This is a genomic window from Pedobacter sp. KBS0701, assembly GCF_005938645.2.
Taxonomy (GTDB): Bacteria; Bacteroidota; Bacteroidia; order Sphingobacteriales; family Sphingobacteriaceae; genus Pedobacter.
In genome coordinates this window covers 2240251-2259780 of the sequence record NZ_CP042171.1, presented here as the reverse complement: position 1 = coordinate 2259780, position 19530 = coordinate 2240251, and the positions used below count along the sequence as shown (strand labels likewise).

Below are 19530 nucleotides of genomic sequence, written 5' to 3'. Positions count from 1 at the left end.
CTCAGCAATAAAACATGCGAAAATCTTAAAATATTAATAGAATTTCTTTCAATAAAAAAATTAAAATTAACTTTCGCCGTTTAATACAAAAATACATAAATGAATAAGAGTAGAATTTTCAGAGCGCTGTTAAGTATTGCGTTCGTAAGTGCAGTACCAACTTTGGCCAATGCGCAAAAAGCCAACTGGCAGAATCTTGATCTTAAAAGTGATAGTACTTTCGGAATCAGTACCGAAAAAGCATATAAAGAACTTTTAAAAGGTAAAAAATCTGTTAAGGTTATAGTTGCCGTAAATGATGGCGGTGTAGAAGCTACACACGAGGATTTAAAAAGGATTATGTGGGTAAATACCAAAGAGATAGCTGGCAATGGAAAGGATGATGACAAGAATGGCTATATCGACGATATTAATGGCTGGAACTTTATTGGTGGCCCCAAAGGATCGGTAAACTTCGAAACTTTAGAATTAACCCGTTTAGTTCGTCGCGACCAGGTACGTTTTGCAAATACCACAGATGCGAATGTAGCAGAAAAAGATAAAAAAGATTTCGAAGTTTTTAAAGCAGAAAGAGCCGATTTAGAAAAACAATTAGCGGAAGCTAAGGCAAATCTGGCAGGTATTACTGGTTTTAAAAATGCTTTAGATGCAGTAGTAAAGAAAATCGGTAAAGAAAATCCAACCGCAGAGGATTTTAAAAACTTTAAACCTGCTACTGAGGTTGAAGGCAGGATTCAAAATGTATTGAGCCAACAATTAGAAAAAGGCAGTTTTAAAGATTTTTACGAAGATCAGATTGTAGAAGGATTTGATTATTATACACGCCAGGCCAATTATAACTTAAATCTTGATTATGATCCTCGTTCTATTGTTGGCGATGATCCTAACAATAATAAGGAGCGGTTTTATGGCAATAACGATGTTGCAGGTCCTGACGCTATGCACGGTACACATGTAGCTGGTATTATTGCTGCTGATAGAACCAACAAACTTGGTATTTTAGGTGTAGCTGATCATGTTGCCATTATGGGTGTTCGTTGTACGCCAAACGGTGATGAAAGAGATAAAGATGTGGCTAATGGAATCCGTTATGCAGTTGATAATGGCGCAAAAGTAATTAACATGAGTTTTGGTAAGGCTTATAGCTGGGATAAAGCCATAGTTAATGAAGCTATGAAATATGCTGCCTCTAAAGATGTACTGATTGTTCAGGCTGCAGGTAACGAAAACAAAAATATCGATGTTGAAAATAATTTCCCTAACCATAAAGATTTAGATGAAAAAACCATTGCATCCTGGATTACCGTTGGTGCTTCAGGTCCTAAAGATGATGAAACATTAAAAGCAAGTTTCTCTAACTTTGGTAAAACACAGGTTGATGTTTTCGCTCCTGGTGTTCAGATTTACTCTACCGTACCGGGTTCTAAATACAAAAACTTAGATGGTACGAGTATGGCTTCTCCTGTTGTGGCTGGTTTAGCCGGCTTAATCCGTTCTTATTACCCTAAACTAACAGCAGCACAAGTAAAAGAAATTATCGTTAAATCGGTTACTAAAGTGAACCACAACGTAGAATATGCCAAAGGCGAAGAGCCAGGTGCCGAAAAAGTTTCTGTTCCTTTTTCTGATCTTTGTATCAGTGGCGGAATTGTAAATACTTACAATGCATTAAAATTAGCGGCAACATATTCAGGTAAAGCAGTTGCTAAATAATTTTTTCAGATTGTCATTCTGAGCGAAAGAGAAGAATCTTTACAAAAAATGCCTTCCAATTTACAACAGAACGCATTTTTTGTTTAGGGTATTTAGAGGAGTCAAGTTTTTAAAACTTGACTCCTCTTGTTTTAATCCAATACTTTATCGGGTGTAATTGGCAATGTCCTGATTCTTTTGCCAGTGGCATTAAAAACGGCATTGGCTACTGCTGCAGAAAAACCGATCAAGGCAATTTCGCCCATACCTTTTGCTCCCATCGGATTAATATAGGGATCAGGTTTATTAATGAAATTAACGTCGATCTCTGGTACATCGGCATTCACCGGAACGTGGTAGTCTGCAAAGTTATTATTAATGTATCTTCCATAACGGTGATCGATAATTGATTCTTCTGTTAAAGCCATACCTATTCCACCAACTGCACCGCCCAGCATCTGGCTTCGGGCTGTTTTCGGACTAACAATGGTACCGGAATCACCTACAGAAACAATTTTACTCATCTTTACCACACCAGTTAACTTATTTACCTTTACCTGTACAAAGTGGATAGAGAAAGAATACATGGAGTAACTATCTTTTTCCTTACCGCTCTGACTTTCCTTGGTTATTTCTATTTGCGGAAGATTATTCTTTTTTAAAACATCAACAAAATTGGATGTAGCATCCATATTTGAATTAGCTGCCAGTTCTGCAATGGCAGAATTTAGTGCTACACAAACATCATTAACGGCCGAACCTACTGTAGATAATGTAGCCGATCCACCCTGACTTGGTGCTGGTGGTAATGACGAATCGCCCAATTCGAATGTAATTTTATTTACCGGAATCTTCATTAATTTATTAGCGATTAAAGTCATGCCAGTTCCTGTACCAGGGCCAATATCGCTGGTTGCACTTTGTAAAAGCAGCGATCCATCAGCCTTTAAAATGCCCTTCACGCTGGCTTTACCCCTATTGGCGTTAAAAACCCCAACACTTACGCCATAACCTGTTTGCCATGGTCCTTCCATCAAACTGCCAGGTTTATTTTTCCGGTTGCGCCATCCTATTTTCTCTGCGCCAATTTTATAAGCTTCTTTAATATTCTTGCTAGAAAATGGTTTGTTTTTCTGCTGATCGGTTTCAGGATCATTTTTGATTCTAAAATCCAGTGGATCCATATCCAAAGCGTATGCCATCTCGTCAATTGCACTTTCGAGTGCAAAAGCTCCGGTAGCTTCGCCTGGCCCGCGCATCCATATAGGTACACCCAGATCTACCGGTACAATGGCGTATGAAGTATTTACGTTATCGCATTGGTACATAAATTTTGCCATGTTCACTACACCTTCGGTAAAGTTCTCATAGGTAGAAGTTTCGCCGTATGCCCTATGTGTAATGCCTGTTAATTTCCCATCTTTATTGGCACCTAAACCAATGGTTTGTATGGCTGCTGGTCGGTTACCAACCATGGTAAACATCTGCATTCTGGTAATAACCACTTTTACGGGCTTACCTATGTGTTTAGAAGCCATTACCGTTGCAATTTCAAGCGGCCATGTGCGCAAGGCCATGCCAAAGCCACCACCCACAAACTCCGAATTCACACGGATATTTTCCATCGGAATCTTAAAAACATTTGCAATAGTGCCCTGCGTAGCTTTTACCCCCTGGGTTTTGGCGTAAACAGTAAGCTGGTTATTTGGTCGCCAATCGGCAATAATCCCATGCAATTCCATAGGGTTATGTGTTTCAATCGGTAGAAAGTACCTTTCTTCGAGCTTTACCTCTGCGGTTTTGTAAGCATTTTCTTCACCTCGTTTATAGTCAGCCTGTCCCTGAAGTTTTTTAGCCTTCGGATCTTTTAGGGCTTTTTCAAAATCGGTATTAAATTCCTCTTTAGCGTAGGTAGCTTTAACCAATGAGGCAGCATAAGTTGCTCTTTCGAAAGTATTAGCTACCACGATGGCTATTGGCTGTCCGTTATAAAAAATCTTGTCGGTGTAAAAAATCTTCATCTGTGGGCCACCTTCCTGCTCGTAAGCAGCAGCCGATGGCTTATTCAGGTGCGAAATTACAGCAATTACCCCCGGAGCTTTTTCAGCGGTTTTAGTATCAAGTGAGGTAATTTTCCCTTTGGTGATGGTACTGGTTACCAAAACACCATAAGTTAAGCCAGGTAATTCATATTCTGCAAAATATTTGGCTTGCCCGGTTACTTTTAAAAATCCATCTACGCGATCATTATCGTCTTTTAACATGCTCTTTTCCATAACTAGGCTTTAGATTTTGCAAGATTCAACGCTTCGATTATTGTATTGGGCGCCAGTATAAGCTTGAAGTCATTTCCTCCATAACCTCTTGCATCCTTCATGGCCAATTGCGCAGCCTGCTCAAAATTGGTTGAGGTGGCTTCTTTTCCCTTTAAAAAATTTTCAGATGCCGTTAAACGCCAGGGTTTGTGTGCTACCCCGCCCATTGCCAAGCGGATATCGGTAATTCTATTATTGCTGATCTCGAATGCCGCAGCAACTGATACAAGCGCGAAAGCATAGGAAGCCCGATCTCTAACTTTAAGATAATGGTAATTTTTAGCCAGGTTATTCACCGGGATTTCCAAACGAATGATCATTTCATCAACCCTTAAATTGTTGTCTAACTGTGGGGTGTCTCCTGCTAAACGATGAAAATCTTTAAATGACATTTTACGTTCTTCCTTAGCATTGACTAAAATTACTTCAGCATCCAGAGCAACTAAGGCCACACACATATCGCTGGGATGAACAGCAATACATTTTTCTGAAGTTCCGAAAATAGCATGCATCCGGTTAAAACCATCCATTGCCCCACATCCTGTTCCAGGCTGGCGTTTATTACAAGGCATTTCGATATCGTAAAAATATCCGCAACGCGTACGCTGCATCATGTTACCGCCAACCGTAGCTACATTTCGCAGTTGTGCTGATGCTCCTGCCTTTAAGGCCAATGAAAGTAAGGGTAGTTTTTCTTTGATCAGATCGTGATCTGCAACCGCAGAATTGGAAGCCAGGGCACCAATATGGATTTTATTCCCAACCTGCTCAATCTGTTTTAACGGAATATGATTGATATCGATAAGCTTTTCAGGTGCAGTAACACCTCTTTTCATCAGATCAATTAAGTTTGTACCACCGGCAAGGAATTTTGCGTTTTTATCTTTTACCAATAAAGCAATTGCTGATTTCGCAGTAGTTGTTCTTAAATACTGGAAATTAATCATACCGCTTCTCCTCCTTCCTTAACTTCAATAATTGCATCAACTATATTAGGATAAGCACCACATCTACAAATATTTCCACTCATGTACTCACTTATTTCTGCTCTCGAATTGGTACGTCCTTCGCGCACGCAGGCTACTGCAGACATAATCTGGCCAGATGTACAGTAACCGCACTGAAAACCATCGTGTTTAATAAATGCAGTCTGCATAGGATGTAAAGTATCGCCATTTGCCAAACCTTCAATCGTAGTGATTTTCTTTCCTTCATTCATTACCGCCAGACTAAGGCAAGAATTTACCCTTTGTCCATTAACATGAACAGTACAGGCGCCGCACTGACCATGATCACACCCTTTTTTGGTACCTGTTAAATGTAATTCTTCGCGGAGATAGTCTAAAAGTGTTACCCGAGGCTCTACTGTTGTTTGATAAGCTTTATTGTTTACCGTAAGCTTCAAAGGGATTTTCTCAAAAAGTTCGGCAAAACGTTCATCAGCATTACTTTCAGCTGCTTTAACTGCAACCCCGGGCGTTAAAGCAATGGCTGTTATGACGGAGCTTTTTTTGAGGAAATCGCGCCTGCTGTCGCCCTGATTTGGTCTCTGATCGGAAGATTTCATAATTGGATATTTTTAAATGGATGTGTACCGGAGTCTGATTTTTTTACATTTTTTTTGATAAAACTACGCTGCGCTTCCAGCGTAGTTCCATCTATAAATTTAATATAAAAAACTAAGGCTAACCCCTTCAAAATTAGTAGTAAAGGAAAAGTTACACCCCGGAGCTACATCAACAAATATAAAAACCAATTACTTCACGGATTGTTCGAACTTGTTTATTATAATGTTGCTTTTTTTATGCATCCCAATTATATTGGGACGCATTTTGGTTTTAAGAGAAAGAATCAATTGAAACCTGGAGTGGTCATGATCATCGGATTTGATTCGAATCATGATAAGCTCATCTAAAATTGTTTTCCCTTAAGCACCCTGATTTCTGATCCTTCTGCTAAGAAAACAGAATCTGGCCTGGCATGATTTAAGAAAGCAAAATCATTACCATAATTTATTCCAAAATCGACGTTGATTTTATAACTTTTTAGTGGATAAGCTTGCCAGCGCGGATGTTCTACCCCATATTCAGAGGTTTTATTGTGACCAATATTTGTATAACCCCAGTAATGTTCGGTGATAAATTCTTCTTCGCTGTCCGGTCTAATTTCTTCTGCCTGGGCATTAGCAATAACCTGAAAATTATTCCATGTTTTATTTTTCCAAAGATAATCCACCTCAAGCTGGTTTTCCTGCGTTATCCAAACATGTTTCATTGGCAATGTCTGATAATTTTCTTTATAAATGGTATTAGCAACAAGTGTTATTGCGGGTAAAGGAACAATTTCTTTAACAAAAACAACTCCTCTTTTCCATTCTTTATCATCTTTATATCGAACATAAAAGCGCAGGTTAACCTCCTCAAAATTAGTATGGAATGGAATATTAAAGCCTCGTAACTTTACATTAATAAACATAAAACCAACTAAACTCACATAGTACTTCCCTTGCCAGGTATCTAATTCGGTATGCGGAGGAAGATATTTTTGAAGAATTGACTGATCTACAGCATATTGCGCAAGGGCTAACTTTCGCCATTCTGCAGTTAAGAAAACCTCTTTATTAGTCATTAAATAACAGCTTGTCTTAAGCGAACTAATTTCAATAAGGTTTCTTCGAGCAAGTCTAAATGAAGCATATTGGCACCATCAGATTTGGCATTTGCAGGATCAGGATGTGTTTCGATAAATAAACCATCTGCGCCAACTGCAATTGCCGCTTTGGCAATGGTTGAAATCAGTTCTGGTTTACCGCCGGTAACCCCGCTACTTTGGTTAGGTTGTTGTAGAGAGTGTGTACAATCCATCACTACCGGCACACCGAAACCTTGCATTTCAGGCAAACCACGGTAATCAACAATCAGATCCTGATATCCGAAGGTATTTCCCCTATCGGTTAAGATTACTTTATTGTTTCCGGCTTCTTTTACTTTCTCTACAGCAAATTTCATAGAACCTGCGGAAAGGAATTGCCCTTTTTTAACATTAACTACTTTTCCTGTTTCTGCAGCAGCAATTAATAAATCAGTTTGCCGGCATAAAAATGCAGGGATTTGCAGCACATCTACATAAGCAGCAGCCATTGCCGCCTCCGCACTTTCATGGATATCAGTAACAGTTGGAACGCCAAATTCTCTACCGATCCTTTCTAAAATGCGTAAAGCTTTTTCATCACCAATGCCTGTAAAAGAACTCCCTTTGCTTCTATTCGCTTTACGGTACGAACCTTTAAATATATATGGAATGTGTAGTTTATCGGTAATGGTTATAATCTTATCAGCAATCCTCATGGCAATATCCTCGCCTTCAATAGCGCATGGACCTGCCATTAAAAAGAAATTTCCTGAATCTGTATTTTTTAATTTATCTAAATAATTTAGCATAGTTGAGATATGAGATATGAGATATGAGATAGGAGGTATGAAATATGAGTTTGTCTCAAATCCAGCATCTCATATCTCACATCTGATTTTTAATTTCCTAATTCTGACATGAATTTAATCCGCATCAATTGAATTTCTTCACGGGTATAATCGGTTTCGCCCAATTCATTAAGCGCTTCGTCTATAGAATCGCTTTCGGCTGCTCTGAAATAATCAAAAACTTCATCCTGTCTATCATCATCAATTACTTCATCAATGAAATAGTTTAGGTTAAGTTTAGTACCAGAGTTTACAATCGATTCTACTTCTTTCAGGATTTCTTCATAAGTAATGCCTTTCGAATCGGCAATGTCTTCCAAACCGATCTGTCTGTCGATATTTTGTATGATCGAAACTTTCATTTGTGATTTATTGGCCTGAGTTTTAATAATCAGATCGATAGGACGTTCGATATCGTTATCCTCGACATATTTTTTAATCAATTCGATAAAAGGTGTTCCGAATTTCATCGCTTTACCCGAACCTACACCAGAAATCTGGCGAAGTTCTTCCACCGTAATCGGGTAGTGTGTACACATTTCCTCTAATGATGGATCCTGGAAAACCACGAATGGCGGAACACTTTTCTGTTTTGCAATTTTTTTACGTAATTCTTTAAGCAGTGATAAAAGATGAGTATCTAATGCACCTGTGCCTTGTTTTACATCATCATCATCATCGTCAGCACCGTTCTCTATGGGTTCATTCAATATAAATTTAAGGCTATAAGGATTAACAATAAAATCTCTCCCTTGCTTTGTTAATTTCAATAAACCATAATTATCAATATCCTTAAAAAGATAATTGTTTAAAACAGCCTGGCGGATAATCGATTTCCACATCAACTCACCTTCTTCTTTACCAATTCCAAATTCAGGAACCTTGCTATGTTCGTACGCAATGGTTTGCGCCGTTTCTAAGCCTAAGAAAACATTCAGCAAATGTGCATCGTCGAATTTCTCTCCTGATTTTTCAATAAATTTTAATAAGACAGATAACTGATGCTCAGCGTCAAATTGTTTTTTGGGCTTTTTGCAGTTGTCGCACATGCAGTTACAGCCGGTTTCGTTAAAGTTTTCGCCGAAATAATGAAGGATCTGCTTACGTCGGCAAACGCCTGACTCTGCATAATCAATCACTTCCTTTAATATCTGTGTACCAATTTCTCTCTCAGAAACAGGCTTATCTTTCATAAACTTAGCCAGCTTATCTACATCTTTTTGCGAGTAGAAAGCAATGCACACGCCTTCGCCACCATCACGTCCGGCCCTGCCGGTTTCCTGATAATAACCCTCCATACTTTTAGGAACGTCATGGTGGATGACAAAGCGAACATCTGGTTTGTCGATGCCCATACCAAAGGCGATGGTTGCCACAATCACCTCCGCGTCTTCCATCAGAAATTTGTCCTGCGTTTCGGCCCTGACCTTTGGATCTAAACCCGCATGATAAGGCAATGCGCTGATTCCATTGAGGTTTAAAGCTTCGGCCACCTCTTCCACCTTTTTACGGCTAAGGCAATAGATAATTCCTGATTTACCCGGATTAGATTTGATGTATTTAATAATCTCTTTGGTAATGTCTCTTTTTGGGCGGATCTCATAAAATAAGTTCGGTCTGTTAAACGACGATTTAAATAATGTTGCTTCCGTCATCCCGAGGTTCTTCATAATATCCTGCTGTACTTTTGGCGTAGCAGTTGCAGTTAATGCAATAATTGGAATATTATTTCCCAGTCCTGCAATAACCTGCTTAATTTTCCGGTATTCAGGTCTGAAATCGTGCCCCCATTCAGAGATACAATGCGCTTCATCAACGGCAACGAAAGAAATTTTAATCAGATTTAAAAATTCAATATTGTCCTGCTTCGCCAAAGATTCTGGCGCAACATACAATAATTTAGTCTGACCGCTTAAGAGATCAGATTTAACTTGAGTAATTTCAGATTTGTTTAAAGATGAATTAAGGAAGTGAGCAATACTGTCATTTCCACCAAATGCCCTTAATTGGTCTACCTGGTTTTTCATCAATGCGATTAGTGGAGAAATCACAATTGCTGTTCCCTCGCTCATTAAAGCAGGTAACTGATAGCAAATAGACTTTCCTCCGCCTGTAGGCATAATAACAAAAGTATTATTGCCTTCTAAAATATTAGTAATGATCGACTCCTGATCACCCTTGAAATTATCAAACCCGAAGAAATTTTGTAGGTTATCAAATAACGACTTTTTCACGTCCATTTTGTGTAATAAAATATGCGATGCTATTTTTGTATCCAAAATAACATAATTTTACAAGAAATTCAAGTATTAACAAACAATTATTTTCTCTTTGAAAAGTAAAAAATCAATAATCCAGTCAGCTATAAGCACTTTAGAACTTGAAGCAGCCGCAATATTAAATGTTGCTAAGAATATTAACAACGATTTTGAAAAAGCCGTATCAAGCATTTTACAGGGTAAAGGACGGGTAATTGTTACGGGTATCGGAAAAAGTGCAATAATTGCGCAAAAAATGGTGGCCACTTTTAATTCAACCGGTACACCTGCTATTTTTATGCATGCTGCAGATGCTATTCATGGTGATCTGGGCATGATTCAAATAGATGATATTGTCATCTGCCTTTCTAAAAGTGGAAATACGCCGGAAATTAAAGTACTTACCCCATTGTTAAAAACAGCTGGCAATCTCTTAATCGGGATGGTTGGTGAGTTGAATTCTTTTTTAGCGGAGCAAGCAGATCTGATTTTAAATACTTCTTTCGAAAAAGAAGCCTGTCCACACAATTTAGCACCTACCACCAGCACTACCGCTCAATTGGCAATGGGCGATGCTTTGGCCATCTGTTTGTTAGAATGCAGGGAATTTAACGAAGCGGATTTTGCAAAATACCATCCGGGCGGATCGTTGGGTAAAAAACTTTACCTAAAAGCACGGGATTTAGCCTTATCAAACGAAAAACCTTCTATAAGCCCCACTGCCTCTGTAAAAGATGTATTGATTGAAATTAGTAAAAACCGTTTGGGTGCTGTTGCTGTTGTTGATTCAGCTAACCATGTATTGGGTGTAATTACCGACGGCGATATCAGAAGAATGTTAGAGAACAATAATTCTATAGCTGGTTTAAAGGCCGAAGATATTATGGGTAAAAGCCCTAAAAGCATACAATTTGATACCTTGGCAGTTGACGCCTTAGACATTATTAAACAAAACAATATAACACAATTGTTAGTTCTTGAACAAAATACTTACTTTGGCATCATCCATTTACACGATCTCCTTAACGAAGGCATTGTGTAATTTTTAAAATTAAAAATGAATAAAAATTATTATGCATTAATTATGGCCGGTGGCGTCGGAAGTCGCTTTTGGCCAGTAAGCAGGACAGAGTATCCAAAACAATTTATCGATTTTTTCGGCGTAGGCAAGACCCTTATTCAAAGCACGTACGAAAGATTTTTAAATATCTGTCCTCCCGAAAATATTTTTATCGTTACTAACGAAATATATTCGGACCTAATTAAAGAACAATTACCTCAGTTATCGGATAACCAGATTTTGGCGGAACCTTTAATGAGAAATACGGCACCGTGCATTGCTTATGGCAGTTTAAAAATTGCGGAGCTAAATCCAAACGCCACCATTGTGGTAGCACCTTCCGATCATACCATTGCCGATATTGATGGCTTCATACAGTCTATTGAGCAATCATTAGATGCAGCATCTAAAAATGACTGTTTAATTACTTTAGGTATTAAACCAAACCGTCCCGACACGGGGTATGGCTATATCCAGCATACTGATTATGTGCTTAATACTGACACAGATCTGCATAAAGTTAAAACTTTTACTGAAAAGCCAAATTTGGAATTGGCAAAATCATTTTTGCAAAGTGGCGATTTCCTTTGGAATGCCGGGATCTTTATCTGGTCGGCTAAAGCGATTTTAAGTGCTTTCGAAAAATATCTGCCAGACATGTACGAAATATTTAATATTGGTAAGTCTGAATTGAATAATGGAGGAGAAAAGGCGTTTATCAATAATGCCTATCTGCAATGCACCAATATTTCAATCGATTTTGGCATTATGGAAAAGGCAGAGAATGTTTATGTGCTTCCGTCTGACTTTGGCTGGTCTGACTTAGGTACCTGGGCTTCTATTTACGAAATGGCTGAAAAAGATTATGTTGGTAACGCCGTTATTCCTTCGGAGCAGGTATTGATGTTCGATTCATCGAATTGCATGGTGAATGTTCCAAAAGATAAACTGGTTATCTTACAAGGGCTGCATGATTACATTGTGGTTGAAAACAATAATATGCTCATGATTTGCCCAAGAAATGAGGAGCAAAGAGTTAAAGAGTTTGTAGCGGAGGTTAAATCCAGATTTGGAAACAAGTTTATATAAAGATGGATGAGTTGAGATGTAAAATGGATGATGTAGCATAGTTGCCCATCATCCATCTTACATTTACCATCTTACTACTTATTGTAGAAAAATCCTGAAACAAGTACCATTGCACGATACCAATAGAAAGGTCGTCATCTCGACTGTAGCGCAGCGAAATGGAGAGATCTATTTAGTTAGATTTAGCTTCGCTGAGCACTCTGTGGTTCTCGACTACGTTGCACTCCGATCAAAATGACGGTAACTCGAGGGATTTTTAGGCGTGGATTAATACTGTCATTTATATTGATTTTTATGAAATAAATTAATCCTCAGTATGATGCGCCCATGGAACGCACTAATCTATATTAATTCCATCAACCCTCTTCCCTATTACATCTAACATTAAACCGTTCTCTGCCTAACCGCTTCGTATAAAATTACTCCTGCAGCTACCGAAACATTTAATGATTCGATTTTACCAGCCATTGGTATTTTAGCTAAATGATCGGCTACTCTTAACAGATCATTAGAAATTCCTTCATCTTCTGAACCCATTACTATGGCAGTAGGCATGGTATAATCTGGTGCATAAATAAAATCACTGGTCTTTTCAGTACAAGCCACTATCTGCAGGCCACTTTCTTGCAGAAACAAGCAGGTTTTGTGTAGGTTGGCATGGCGACAAATCGGAATGCTAAATAATGCACCTGCAGACGTTTTAATAGCATCAGCATTAATTTGCGCCGCATTTTTTAATGGAACAACTATGGCGTGAACACCCACGCAAGCAGCCGTACGCGCTATTGCCCCCATATTGCGGACATCAGTTACACTATCTAAAACCAAAATTAATGGAACTTCGCCCTTTTCGAAAACAGCAGGAACAATGTCTTCAATGTTTTGATAGGTAATTGGAGAAATTACTGCAATTACACCTTGATGGTTTTTCTGCGACATGCGGTTCAGCTTCTCCACCGGAACCGAGTTTAATGGAATTAAGGTATCTTTTAGAAGGGCTTTTAACTCTAGAAAAAGTTCCCCGCCCAAACCGCGTTGCTGATAAATGGTTTCAATATCTCTTCCTGCTTTAACGGCTTCTATTACGGCCCTGATGCCAAATACAAACTCGTTATTCTCTTTTGCGCGTTGCGGTCTTCTAAAATTATCCATGTTTCGAAATTGTTAGGCAAAAGTATTCAAATAAAATGTTTTAGCCCTAAACAATGTACTCCTTATTAACATTTAATTGTTTAAAAATTTTTACAGCGTCGCAAATGCAATAAAATTTAATCTGATTATGCTTCAATTTGTTAACAAACAGCTAGTAACTAATTCAAGCAACCCCATCAAAATTTAATTACTTTTGTGGAATGAGTATCGATAATGAACAAGGCGGAAAGAACAGTATGACTGCAAGAAAAAGCAGGTTAAGTAATACCATAAGTTCACAGGGGAAAATTCCCCCTCAGGCATTAGATCTTGAGGAAGCAGTTCTTGGGGCATTAATGCTCGAAAAAGATGCACTTTCTGCTGTAATTGATGTTTTAAAGCCAGAGGTTTTCTATAACATTGCCCATCAGAAAATTTTTGAAGCGATTCATATTTTATTTCAAAAATCGCGACCAGTTGATATTTTAACAGTAACTGCTGAACTAAGGACTTTAGGTTCTCTGGAAATAGTTGGCGGTGCTTATTACATTACGAGTTTGACCAATCGCGTTGCTTCTGCAGCGAATATTGAGTTTCATGCCCGTATTATTTCTCAGAAATACATTCAGCGTGAGTTGATCAGAATTTCGACTGAAATTATTACAAATGCCTACGAAGATACCACTGATATTTTTGATCTCTTAGACCAGGCAGAAAAAGGGCTTTTTGAAATCGCCCAGAATAACCTGCGTAGGGATACGCAAAAAATGGACGATATTATCAAACAATCTTTAGCCACACTAGAGGAACTCCGTACGAAAACAGATGGTTTAACCGGTGTACCAACAGGTTTTACAGGATTAGATAGAATAACCGGAGGCTGGCAAAAGCAAGATTTAGTAATTATCGCTGCACGTCCGGCGATGGGAAAAACAGCCTTCGTACTAACCTGTGCAAGAAACGCCACCGTCGATTTTGCAAAACCAACCGTAGTATTCTCACTGGAGATGTCGTCGGTTCAGCTGGTGAATCGTTTAATTTCCGGAGAAGCAGAAATTGAGCAGGAAAAAATCAGAAAAGGAAATTTACAGGAATGGGAATGGCAGCAGTTACACAGTAAAATTGGCCGTTTAACCGAAGCTCCCCTGTTAATTGATGATACACCTGCACTAAATATTTTTGAATTCAGGGCAAAATGCCGAAGGTTAAAATCGCAATACGATATCCAACTGGTAATTGTCGATTACTTGCAGTTGATGCATGGTAAAGGCGAAGGAAAAGGCGGTGGTAACCGTGAGCAGGAAATTGGTAGTATATCGAGAGCGCTAAAATCAGTTGCAAAAGAGCTTGATGTTCCGGTACTGGCCCTATCGCAGTTAAGTCGTGCGGTAGAGAGTAGACCAGGTTTACAGGGAAAAAGACCAATGTTATCCGATTTACGTGAGTCGGGTTCAATTGAGCAGGATGCGGATATGGTATTGTTCTTATATCGTCCTGAATATTATGGTATTACCGAGGATGAGCAAGGAAGATCGCAGGCGGGTATTGGTGAGGTTATTATTGCAAAACACCGTAACGGTGAAACCGGAATTGTACCACTTAAATTCGTTGGTAAATTTGTGAAGTTCGTGGATTTGGACGATGATTTTAATGCTCCGCCAAATTCATTTGCTGCAGATCCGTCTGCTGGAATGTATCCATCTCAGGATTTCGAAAAACAAAGCAATGTCATTATCCGTCCTTCAAAAATGGATGATTATAATGATGATGATCCACCTTTTTAGAAAATCCCACACGACCTAAAATGCTCCAAAATCGTCATGTCATACATATGATTTTTGTAAGATAATTATTCCTCTTGGGAGATGGACTTCAATAGATTGATCGTCATTCCCGCGCAGGCGGGAATCTTAATCTCTAGGCTTATGGCATTAAGATTCCCAATCAAGTTGGGAATGACGACCCCACGCAATGTATTAATTCATTTAAATTCCCCTGTCATTCATGTTCTTTTTTCTGCAATAAACTACGTAGTCATAGCAAAAAAGTATTTCGACTTTAATAAAAAGCAAAACTATGGGTACTGGCACAAAAAAACTGGCCTGGTAGCAGAAAGCCAATCAATCTAAACCCGATAAAACGAATGCTCCCGATTCTTCATCGGAGCAGCAGTGATAGCGGGACTACATTAACTTATATAGTACTGTAATTGCTTTTCAAATTATAGTTAAGATTCAAAACCTTCATCTGTTATTACTAAAATAAATATCCAATTAATATACCTGCTAATACAATAACAGGTGGACTAACTTTAGTAAAATTTAACAATAAAAATGTAGCGATCATAATCCCTAAAAACACCCAGTTAAAGCCCATTGGTATTAATAGTAGCACAAAAGCCGCAATAATAAATCCAACGCTAACGGCATTAATTCCGGAAAGGCTATGACGGATTCTGGAAATCTTTTTCAGATCGTCCCAAAACGGTACAATAAATAAAACAAGGATGAGTCCTGGTAAGTTAATGCCGATTACGCCAATTAATCCGCCTAAAATCTGCCCCCATAATCCGTATCCAAAGTTCTTCATACTTAATGCACCTAAGTAACTGGTAAAAGAAAATGTTGGACCAGGTAAGGCTTGCTGTAATGCAAAACCCGATAAGAATCCGGATGAAGGCAAATAGTGTTTCATCTCTACAAACTCAGTAAACATTAAAGGCACAAGCACCTGTCCGCCTCCAAAAACCAATATTCCGTTACGGTAAAAGTTTTCGAGTAAACGGATGGGTAAACTAAAGGGCGATGTTCTATTGATAATGGCACCTACCAAGGCGAATAACAGCAAAGCACCTAAAAAGTAGATCATTTTTTTAGGGTTGATGTTCGAAAAAAGTTTCACCCTCAATTCCGTTTCTTCCTTCGGCGTTTCAATGGCTGAAGAAATCATTCCGCCGATCAATATAGAAAGTGGAAATACATAAGCATTTCTTAAAACTAATGTAACAATAACCGAAGCAATGGCCAGGAATATAGAAACCTGAGAGGATAAAACCTTTCTGCCTAGTTTCCATGCGCCATAAGCTACAATCCCTAAAGCAATGGGCTGGATATATTCTAAAATATCGTTAAACTTTTGTTTTTGATCAAGTAAAGCATAACTAATTGCTGCAAAGGTCATTATGGTTGCAGTAGGCAATATCCAGATCAGGAAAGTGATAATTGCCAGTTTAAGTTTTCCAACCTTCCAGGCTATCCCAACAAGGGTTTGTGTCGATGCTGGTCCGGGTAAAACCTGTGCCAGTGCATTCAGCTCTAAAAGTTCTTCCTCTGAGATAAATTTGGCGCTCTGAACAAAATATTTAAGCAACAAAGCAAGGTGTGCCTGCGCCCCGCCAAAAGAAGTGAAAGTAAAAAAAATTACATTCCGGATAAACAGCCACTGCTTTTTGGCAGCGATGGGTTTGGTTTGCATTAATTCAAAGCTAATAACTGTTAACTGAAAATTGACAACTGATAAATGGCTTAATCATCTTCATAATCTAATCCGGCGGCAGTATTATAAGCGCCCTGTAATTCTGAAAAGGCATGCATATCTCTTTTATTTCGGGCCACTTGCATCCCCTTCTCGTAGGTTTCGATTGCTTTCTCTTTTTCCCCGTCTTTTTCCAATAATTTGCCTAAATGGTAATAAGTTCCTACATAATCAGGATGTTTATCGGTTAATTGAAGGTAAAAAGAATAAGCTTTTTCCTTATCATTTAGATTGTTATACTCTGTGGCTAAGGCATATAGTATAAATGGGTCGTTAGCATCACTCTCTAAAAATTCTAATAACTTGCTTAAACGGGTGGATGACATTTTATTTCCTTGCTTTTTTAATTAAATTTGCAGAAAGACCTTATATAATAATGATATCATATATGAACCGATCAGCAGCTAAACAATTTTAGTTCCGGAACGTTCATAGCAATAAAAACCACTATTAACATATGAAAATATTAGTTTGTATCAGTAACGTGCCAGACACGACGACAAAAATAACTTTTACTAATGATAATACCGAATTCAATACGTCAGGAGTGCAATATATTGTTAATCCTTATGATGAAATCGCTTTATCACGTGCAATTGAGTTAAGCGAAGGTGGAAAAGGAACCGTAACTGTGATCAATGTTGGCGAAGCAGCTAACGATCCGACCATCAGAAAAGCACTGGCCATTGGAGCCGATGATGCAGTTAGGGTAAATGCAGCCCCGAGAGATGCTTATTTCGTGGCTAAACAAATTGCAGAATACGCTAAAGACAAAGATTTTGATGTTATTTTAACCGGTCGCGAATCTATTGATTACAATGGTAATCAGGTTGCAGCTATGGTTGGCGAATTTTTAGATATTCCATCTGTATCCATCATCAAAAAATTAACTTTCGAAGGAGATACAGCCACTATTGAACGAGAAATTGAAGGTGGTAAAGAAGTTTTAACCGTTTCTGGTAAGTTCATCGCAAGTTGCGCTGAAGGTGTGGCAGAACCTAAAATTCCGAATATGCGTGGTATCATGAGCGCCAGAACAAAACCTTTAACCGTTGTTGATGCAATTGCTATTGAAGAGGTAAGTAAAGTAACTAAATACGAAACTCCTGCTCCCCGTGGAACGGTAAAATTAATTCCTGCCGATCAAACAGAACAGTTGATCAGCTTGTTACACAGCGAAGCTAAAGTAATCTAACCTACTAAATCCCCTGACGGGGACTTTTAAAATAAATAAAAAATTAAATTTTACTAAAATCCTTTTAAGGAAATAAATTATATGTCAGTATTAGTATATGTAGAACAAGCTGAGGGAAAATTTAAGAAATCTGTTTTTGAAGCCGTATCTTATGCCAAAGCCATTGCCGATCAACAATCAACTAATTTAACCGCAATTTCTATTGGCGATGTAGCCGACAGCGAATTAAAGGAATTAGGTAAATATGGTGCATCAAAAGTATTAAATGTAACTGCCGATCAATTAAAAACCTTTGTAAATCAGGCTTATGCAAGTGTTATTGCTACTGCTGCCGAAAAAGAAGGTGCTGATATCGTTGTTTTATCTAACTCTTTCTCTGGTAAAGGTTTAGCACCGCGCATTGCAGTAAAACTTAAAGCGGGATTAGCGGATGGTGCAGTTGAGTTACCTGGTACTGATGGTAAATTTTCGGTTAAAAAAACGGCTTTCTCAGGTAAAGCATTCGCCATTACCGAATTAACATCGGCTAATAAAGTAATTGCATTAAATCCAAATGCATTTGGTGTTAAAGAAAATGCAACCGATGCAGTTATAGAAAACTTTGCTGCTGATATTAAACAATCAGACTTAGGCACAGTTATTAAAGATATTGTAAGGGCTACTGATAAAGTTTCGTTACCGGATGCAGAACTGGTAGTATCAGCAGGCAGAGGATTAAAAGGACCAGAAAACTGGGGAATGATCGAAGAGCTTGCCAATTTATTGGGAGCAGCTACAGCTTGTTCTAAACCGGTATCGGATGCAGACTGGAGACCACATTCAGAACACGTTGGTCAAACTGGTATTGCTATCAGCCCTAATCTTTATATAGCTATTGGTATCTCAGGCGCCATCCAGCATTTGGCGGGTGTTAGTTCATCAAAAGTGATTGTTGTAATCAACAAAGATCCGGAAGCTCCTTTTTTCAAAGTGGCCGATTATGGTATTGTTGGTGATGCTTTTGAAGTGGTACCAAAATTAATTGAAGCATTAAAAGCACATAAAGCATAAAATAAACCTTTAAACCTCGCAGGTTTTAAAATGGCGATAGCCTTCAATGAGACCGAAAAAAAACTTATCACCCGAATTAAACCTGCGAGGTTTGGAAAACAAATATGAAAAAAGTTAAATTAGATATTGTAGGTTTATCTTACAGCCAGACTCAATCTGGTGCTTATGCCCTTGTTTTAGGAGAAGTAAATGGACGCCGTCGCTTACCAATTATTATTGGTGCATTTGAAGCGCAGGCCATTGCCATAGAAATTGAGAAAATGACTCCTAGTAGGCCATTAACACATGATTTATTCAAATCAATGGCTGATACTTTTCATATCGATATTAAGGAAATTATTATATACAACCTGGTTGATGGCGTTTTTTACGCAAAGTTAATCTGTAGTGATGGTAAAAATACACATGAAGTTGATGCCAGAACATCTGATGCTATTGCTTTGGCCGTTCGGTTTAATGCCATGATTTATACCTACGAATTTATTTTGGCTTCTGCCGGAATCGTGATAGAAGGTAATGACTTTCTTTTTCTTGAAAATATGGATTCTATTGCCAAAGAACCCGAAGCAGATAGCCTGCCTACCTCAACCCAGCAACAGGGTTTTGGTGATTTAACATTGGAGGAACTTCAACAAAAATTACAGGAAGCCATTGCCGAAGAAGCCTATGAAAAGGCCGCAAGATTAAGAGATGAGTTGAATAAGCGCGGAACATCTTAGTATTGGAG

16 protein-coding genes are annotated in these 19530 nt (G+C 38.4%); 7 read left to right on the top strand and 9 right to left on the bottom strand.

Annotated elements, in window-relative coordinates; translation table 11 throughout:
• Nucleotides 1–99: 99 nt before the first annotated feature.
• Nucleotides 100–1713, top strand: coding sequence for a S8 family peptidase (locus FFJ24_RS08870; protein ID WP_138821164.1), 1614 nt, complete (start codon nucleotides 100–102; stop codon nucleotides 1711–1713).
• 131 nt (nucleotides 1714–1844) lie between these two features.
• On the opposite strand, the gene FFJ24_RS08865 is transcribed toward FFJ24_RS08870, so the two are convergent.
• From FFJ24_RS08865 to recQ, 6 genes are all read right to left on the bottom strand, one after another.
• Nucleotides 1845–3968, bottom strand: coding sequence for a xanthine dehydrogenase family protein molybdopterin-binding subunit (locus tag FFJ24_RS08865; RefSeq protein ID WP_138821163.1), 2124 nt, complete (start codon nucleotides 3966–3968; stop codon nucleotides 1845–1847).
• Between the two features lie 2 nt (nucleotides 3969–3970).
• Nucleotides 3971–4954 (bottom strand): xanthine dehydrogenase family protein subunit M, encoded by a 984-nt coding sequence (locus tag FFJ24_RS08860; protein ID WP_138821162.1) that lies wholly within the window; start codon nucleotides 4952–4954, stop codon nucleotides 3971–3973.
• Nucleotides 4951–5574 carry a (2Fe-2S)-binding protein gene (locus FFJ24_RS08855; RefSeq protein WP_138821161.1) on the bottom strand — a complete coding sequence of 208 codons (624 nt, stop codon included), beginning with the start codon at nucleotides 5572–5574 and terminating at the stop codon, nucleotides 4951–4953. Before FFJ24_RS08855 ends, FFJ24_RS08860 begins: the two co-directional genes overlap by 4 nt.
• Before the next feature lie 344 nt (nucleotides 5575–5918).
• Nucleotides 5919–6635 (bottom strand): YqjF family protein, encoded by a 717-nt coding sequence (locus tag FFJ24_RS08850; RefSeq protein WP_138821160.1) that lies wholly within the window; start codon nucleotides 6633–6635, stop codon nucleotides 5919–5921.
• On the bottom strand, nucleotides 6635–7447 hold the full coding sequence (gene kdsA / locus FFJ24_RS08845; protein WP_138821159.1) for a 3-deoxy-8-phosphooctulonate synthase: 813 nt from the start codon (nucleotides 7445–7447) through the stop codon (nucleotides 6635–6637). The genes FFJ24_RS08850 and kdsA overlap by 1 nt, the downstream gene beginning before the upstream one ends.
• A gap of 89 nt (nucleotides 7448–7536) precedes the next feature.
• Nucleotides 7537–9726: a DNA helicase RecQ gene (recQ, locus tag FFJ24_RS08840; protein ID WP_138822283.1), complete on the bottom strand. Its 2190-nt coding sequence runs from the start codon at nucleotides 9724–9726 to the stop codon at nucleotides 7537–7539.
• A gap of 91 nt (nucleotides 9727–9817) precedes the next feature.
• Here recQ and FFJ24_RS08835 point away from each other — a divergent pair, with 91 nt between their 5' ends.
• A complete protein-coding gene (locus FFJ24_RS08835; protein ID WP_138821158.1) occupies nucleotides 9818–10786 on the top strand; it encodes an SIS domain-containing protein in 969 nt (322 codons plus the stop codon).
• Nucleotides 10787–10801: 15 nt separating this feature from the next.
• Nucleotides 10802–11893, top strand: a complete 1092-nt coding sequence (locus FFJ24_RS08830; RefSeq protein ID WP_138821157.1) for a mannose-1-phosphate guanylyltransferase — start codon at nucleotides 10802–10804, stop codon at nucleotides 11891–11893.
• Between the two features lie 384 nt (nucleotides 11894–12277).
• Here FFJ24_RS08830 and rlmB read toward each other — a convergent pair whose 3' ends face one another.
• Complete coding sequence (gene rlmB, locus FFJ24_RS08825) at nucleotides 12278–13045, bottom strand: 23S rRNA (guanosine(2251)-2'-O)-methyltransferase RlmB (protein WP_138821156.1); 768 nt, start codon at nucleotides 13043–13045, stop codon at nucleotides 12278–12280.
• A 200-nt stretch (nucleotides 13046–13245) separates the two neighbouring features.
• Between rlmB and dnaB the strand changes: the two genes are divergently transcribed.
• Complete coding sequence (gene dnaB / locus FFJ24_RS08820) at nucleotides 13246–14808, top strand: replicative DNA helicase (RefSeq protein ID WP_138821155.1); 1563 nt, start codon at nucleotides 13246–13248, stop codon at nucleotides 14806–14808.
• 472 nt (nucleotides 14809–15280) lie between these two features.
• Here the strand turns inward: dnaB and chrA are convergent, their stop codons facing one another.
• Entirely contained in the window at nucleotides 15281–16498 is a 1218-nt protein-coding gene (gene chrA / locus FFJ24_RS08815) for a chromate efflux transporter (RefSeq protein ID WP_138821154.1), read from the bottom strand.
• 50 nt (nucleotides 16499–16548) lie between these two features.
• A complete protein-coding gene (locus tag FFJ24_RS08810; RefSeq protein WP_138821153.1) occupies nucleotides 16549–16884 on the bottom strand; it encodes a tetratricopeptide repeat protein in 336 nt (111 codons plus the stop codon).
• 131 nt (nucleotides 16885–17015) lie between these two features.
• Here FFJ24_RS08810 and FFJ24_RS08805 point away from each other — a divergent pair, with 131 nt between their 5' ends.
• The 3 genes from FFJ24_RS08805 to FFJ24_RS08795 all read left to right on the top strand — a co-directional run bounded on the left by FFJ24_RS08805 (nucleotide 17016) and on the right by FFJ24_RS08795 (nucleotide 19522).
• A complete protein-coding gene (locus tag FFJ24_RS08805) occupies nucleotides 17016–17753 on the top strand; it encodes an electron transfer flavoprotein subunit beta/FixA family protein (RefSeq protein ID WP_138821152.1) in 738 nt (245 codons plus the stop codon).
• An 81-nt stretch (nucleotides 17754–17834) separates the two neighbouring features.
• Nucleotides 17835–18803, top strand: coding sequence for an electron transfer flavoprotein subunit alpha/FixB family protein (locus FFJ24_RS08800; protein ID WP_138821151.1), 969 nt, complete (start codon nucleotides 17835–17837; stop codon nucleotides 18801–18803).
• Nucleotides 18804–18907: 104 nt separating this feature from the next.
• On the top strand, nucleotides 18908–19522 hold the full coding sequence (locus FFJ24_RS08795; RefSeq protein ID WP_138821150.1) for a bifunctional nuclease family protein: 615 nt from the start codon (nucleotides 18908–18910) through the stop codon (nucleotides 19520–19522).
• The last annotated feature ends 8 nt before the right edge of the window (nucleotides 19523–19530 follow it).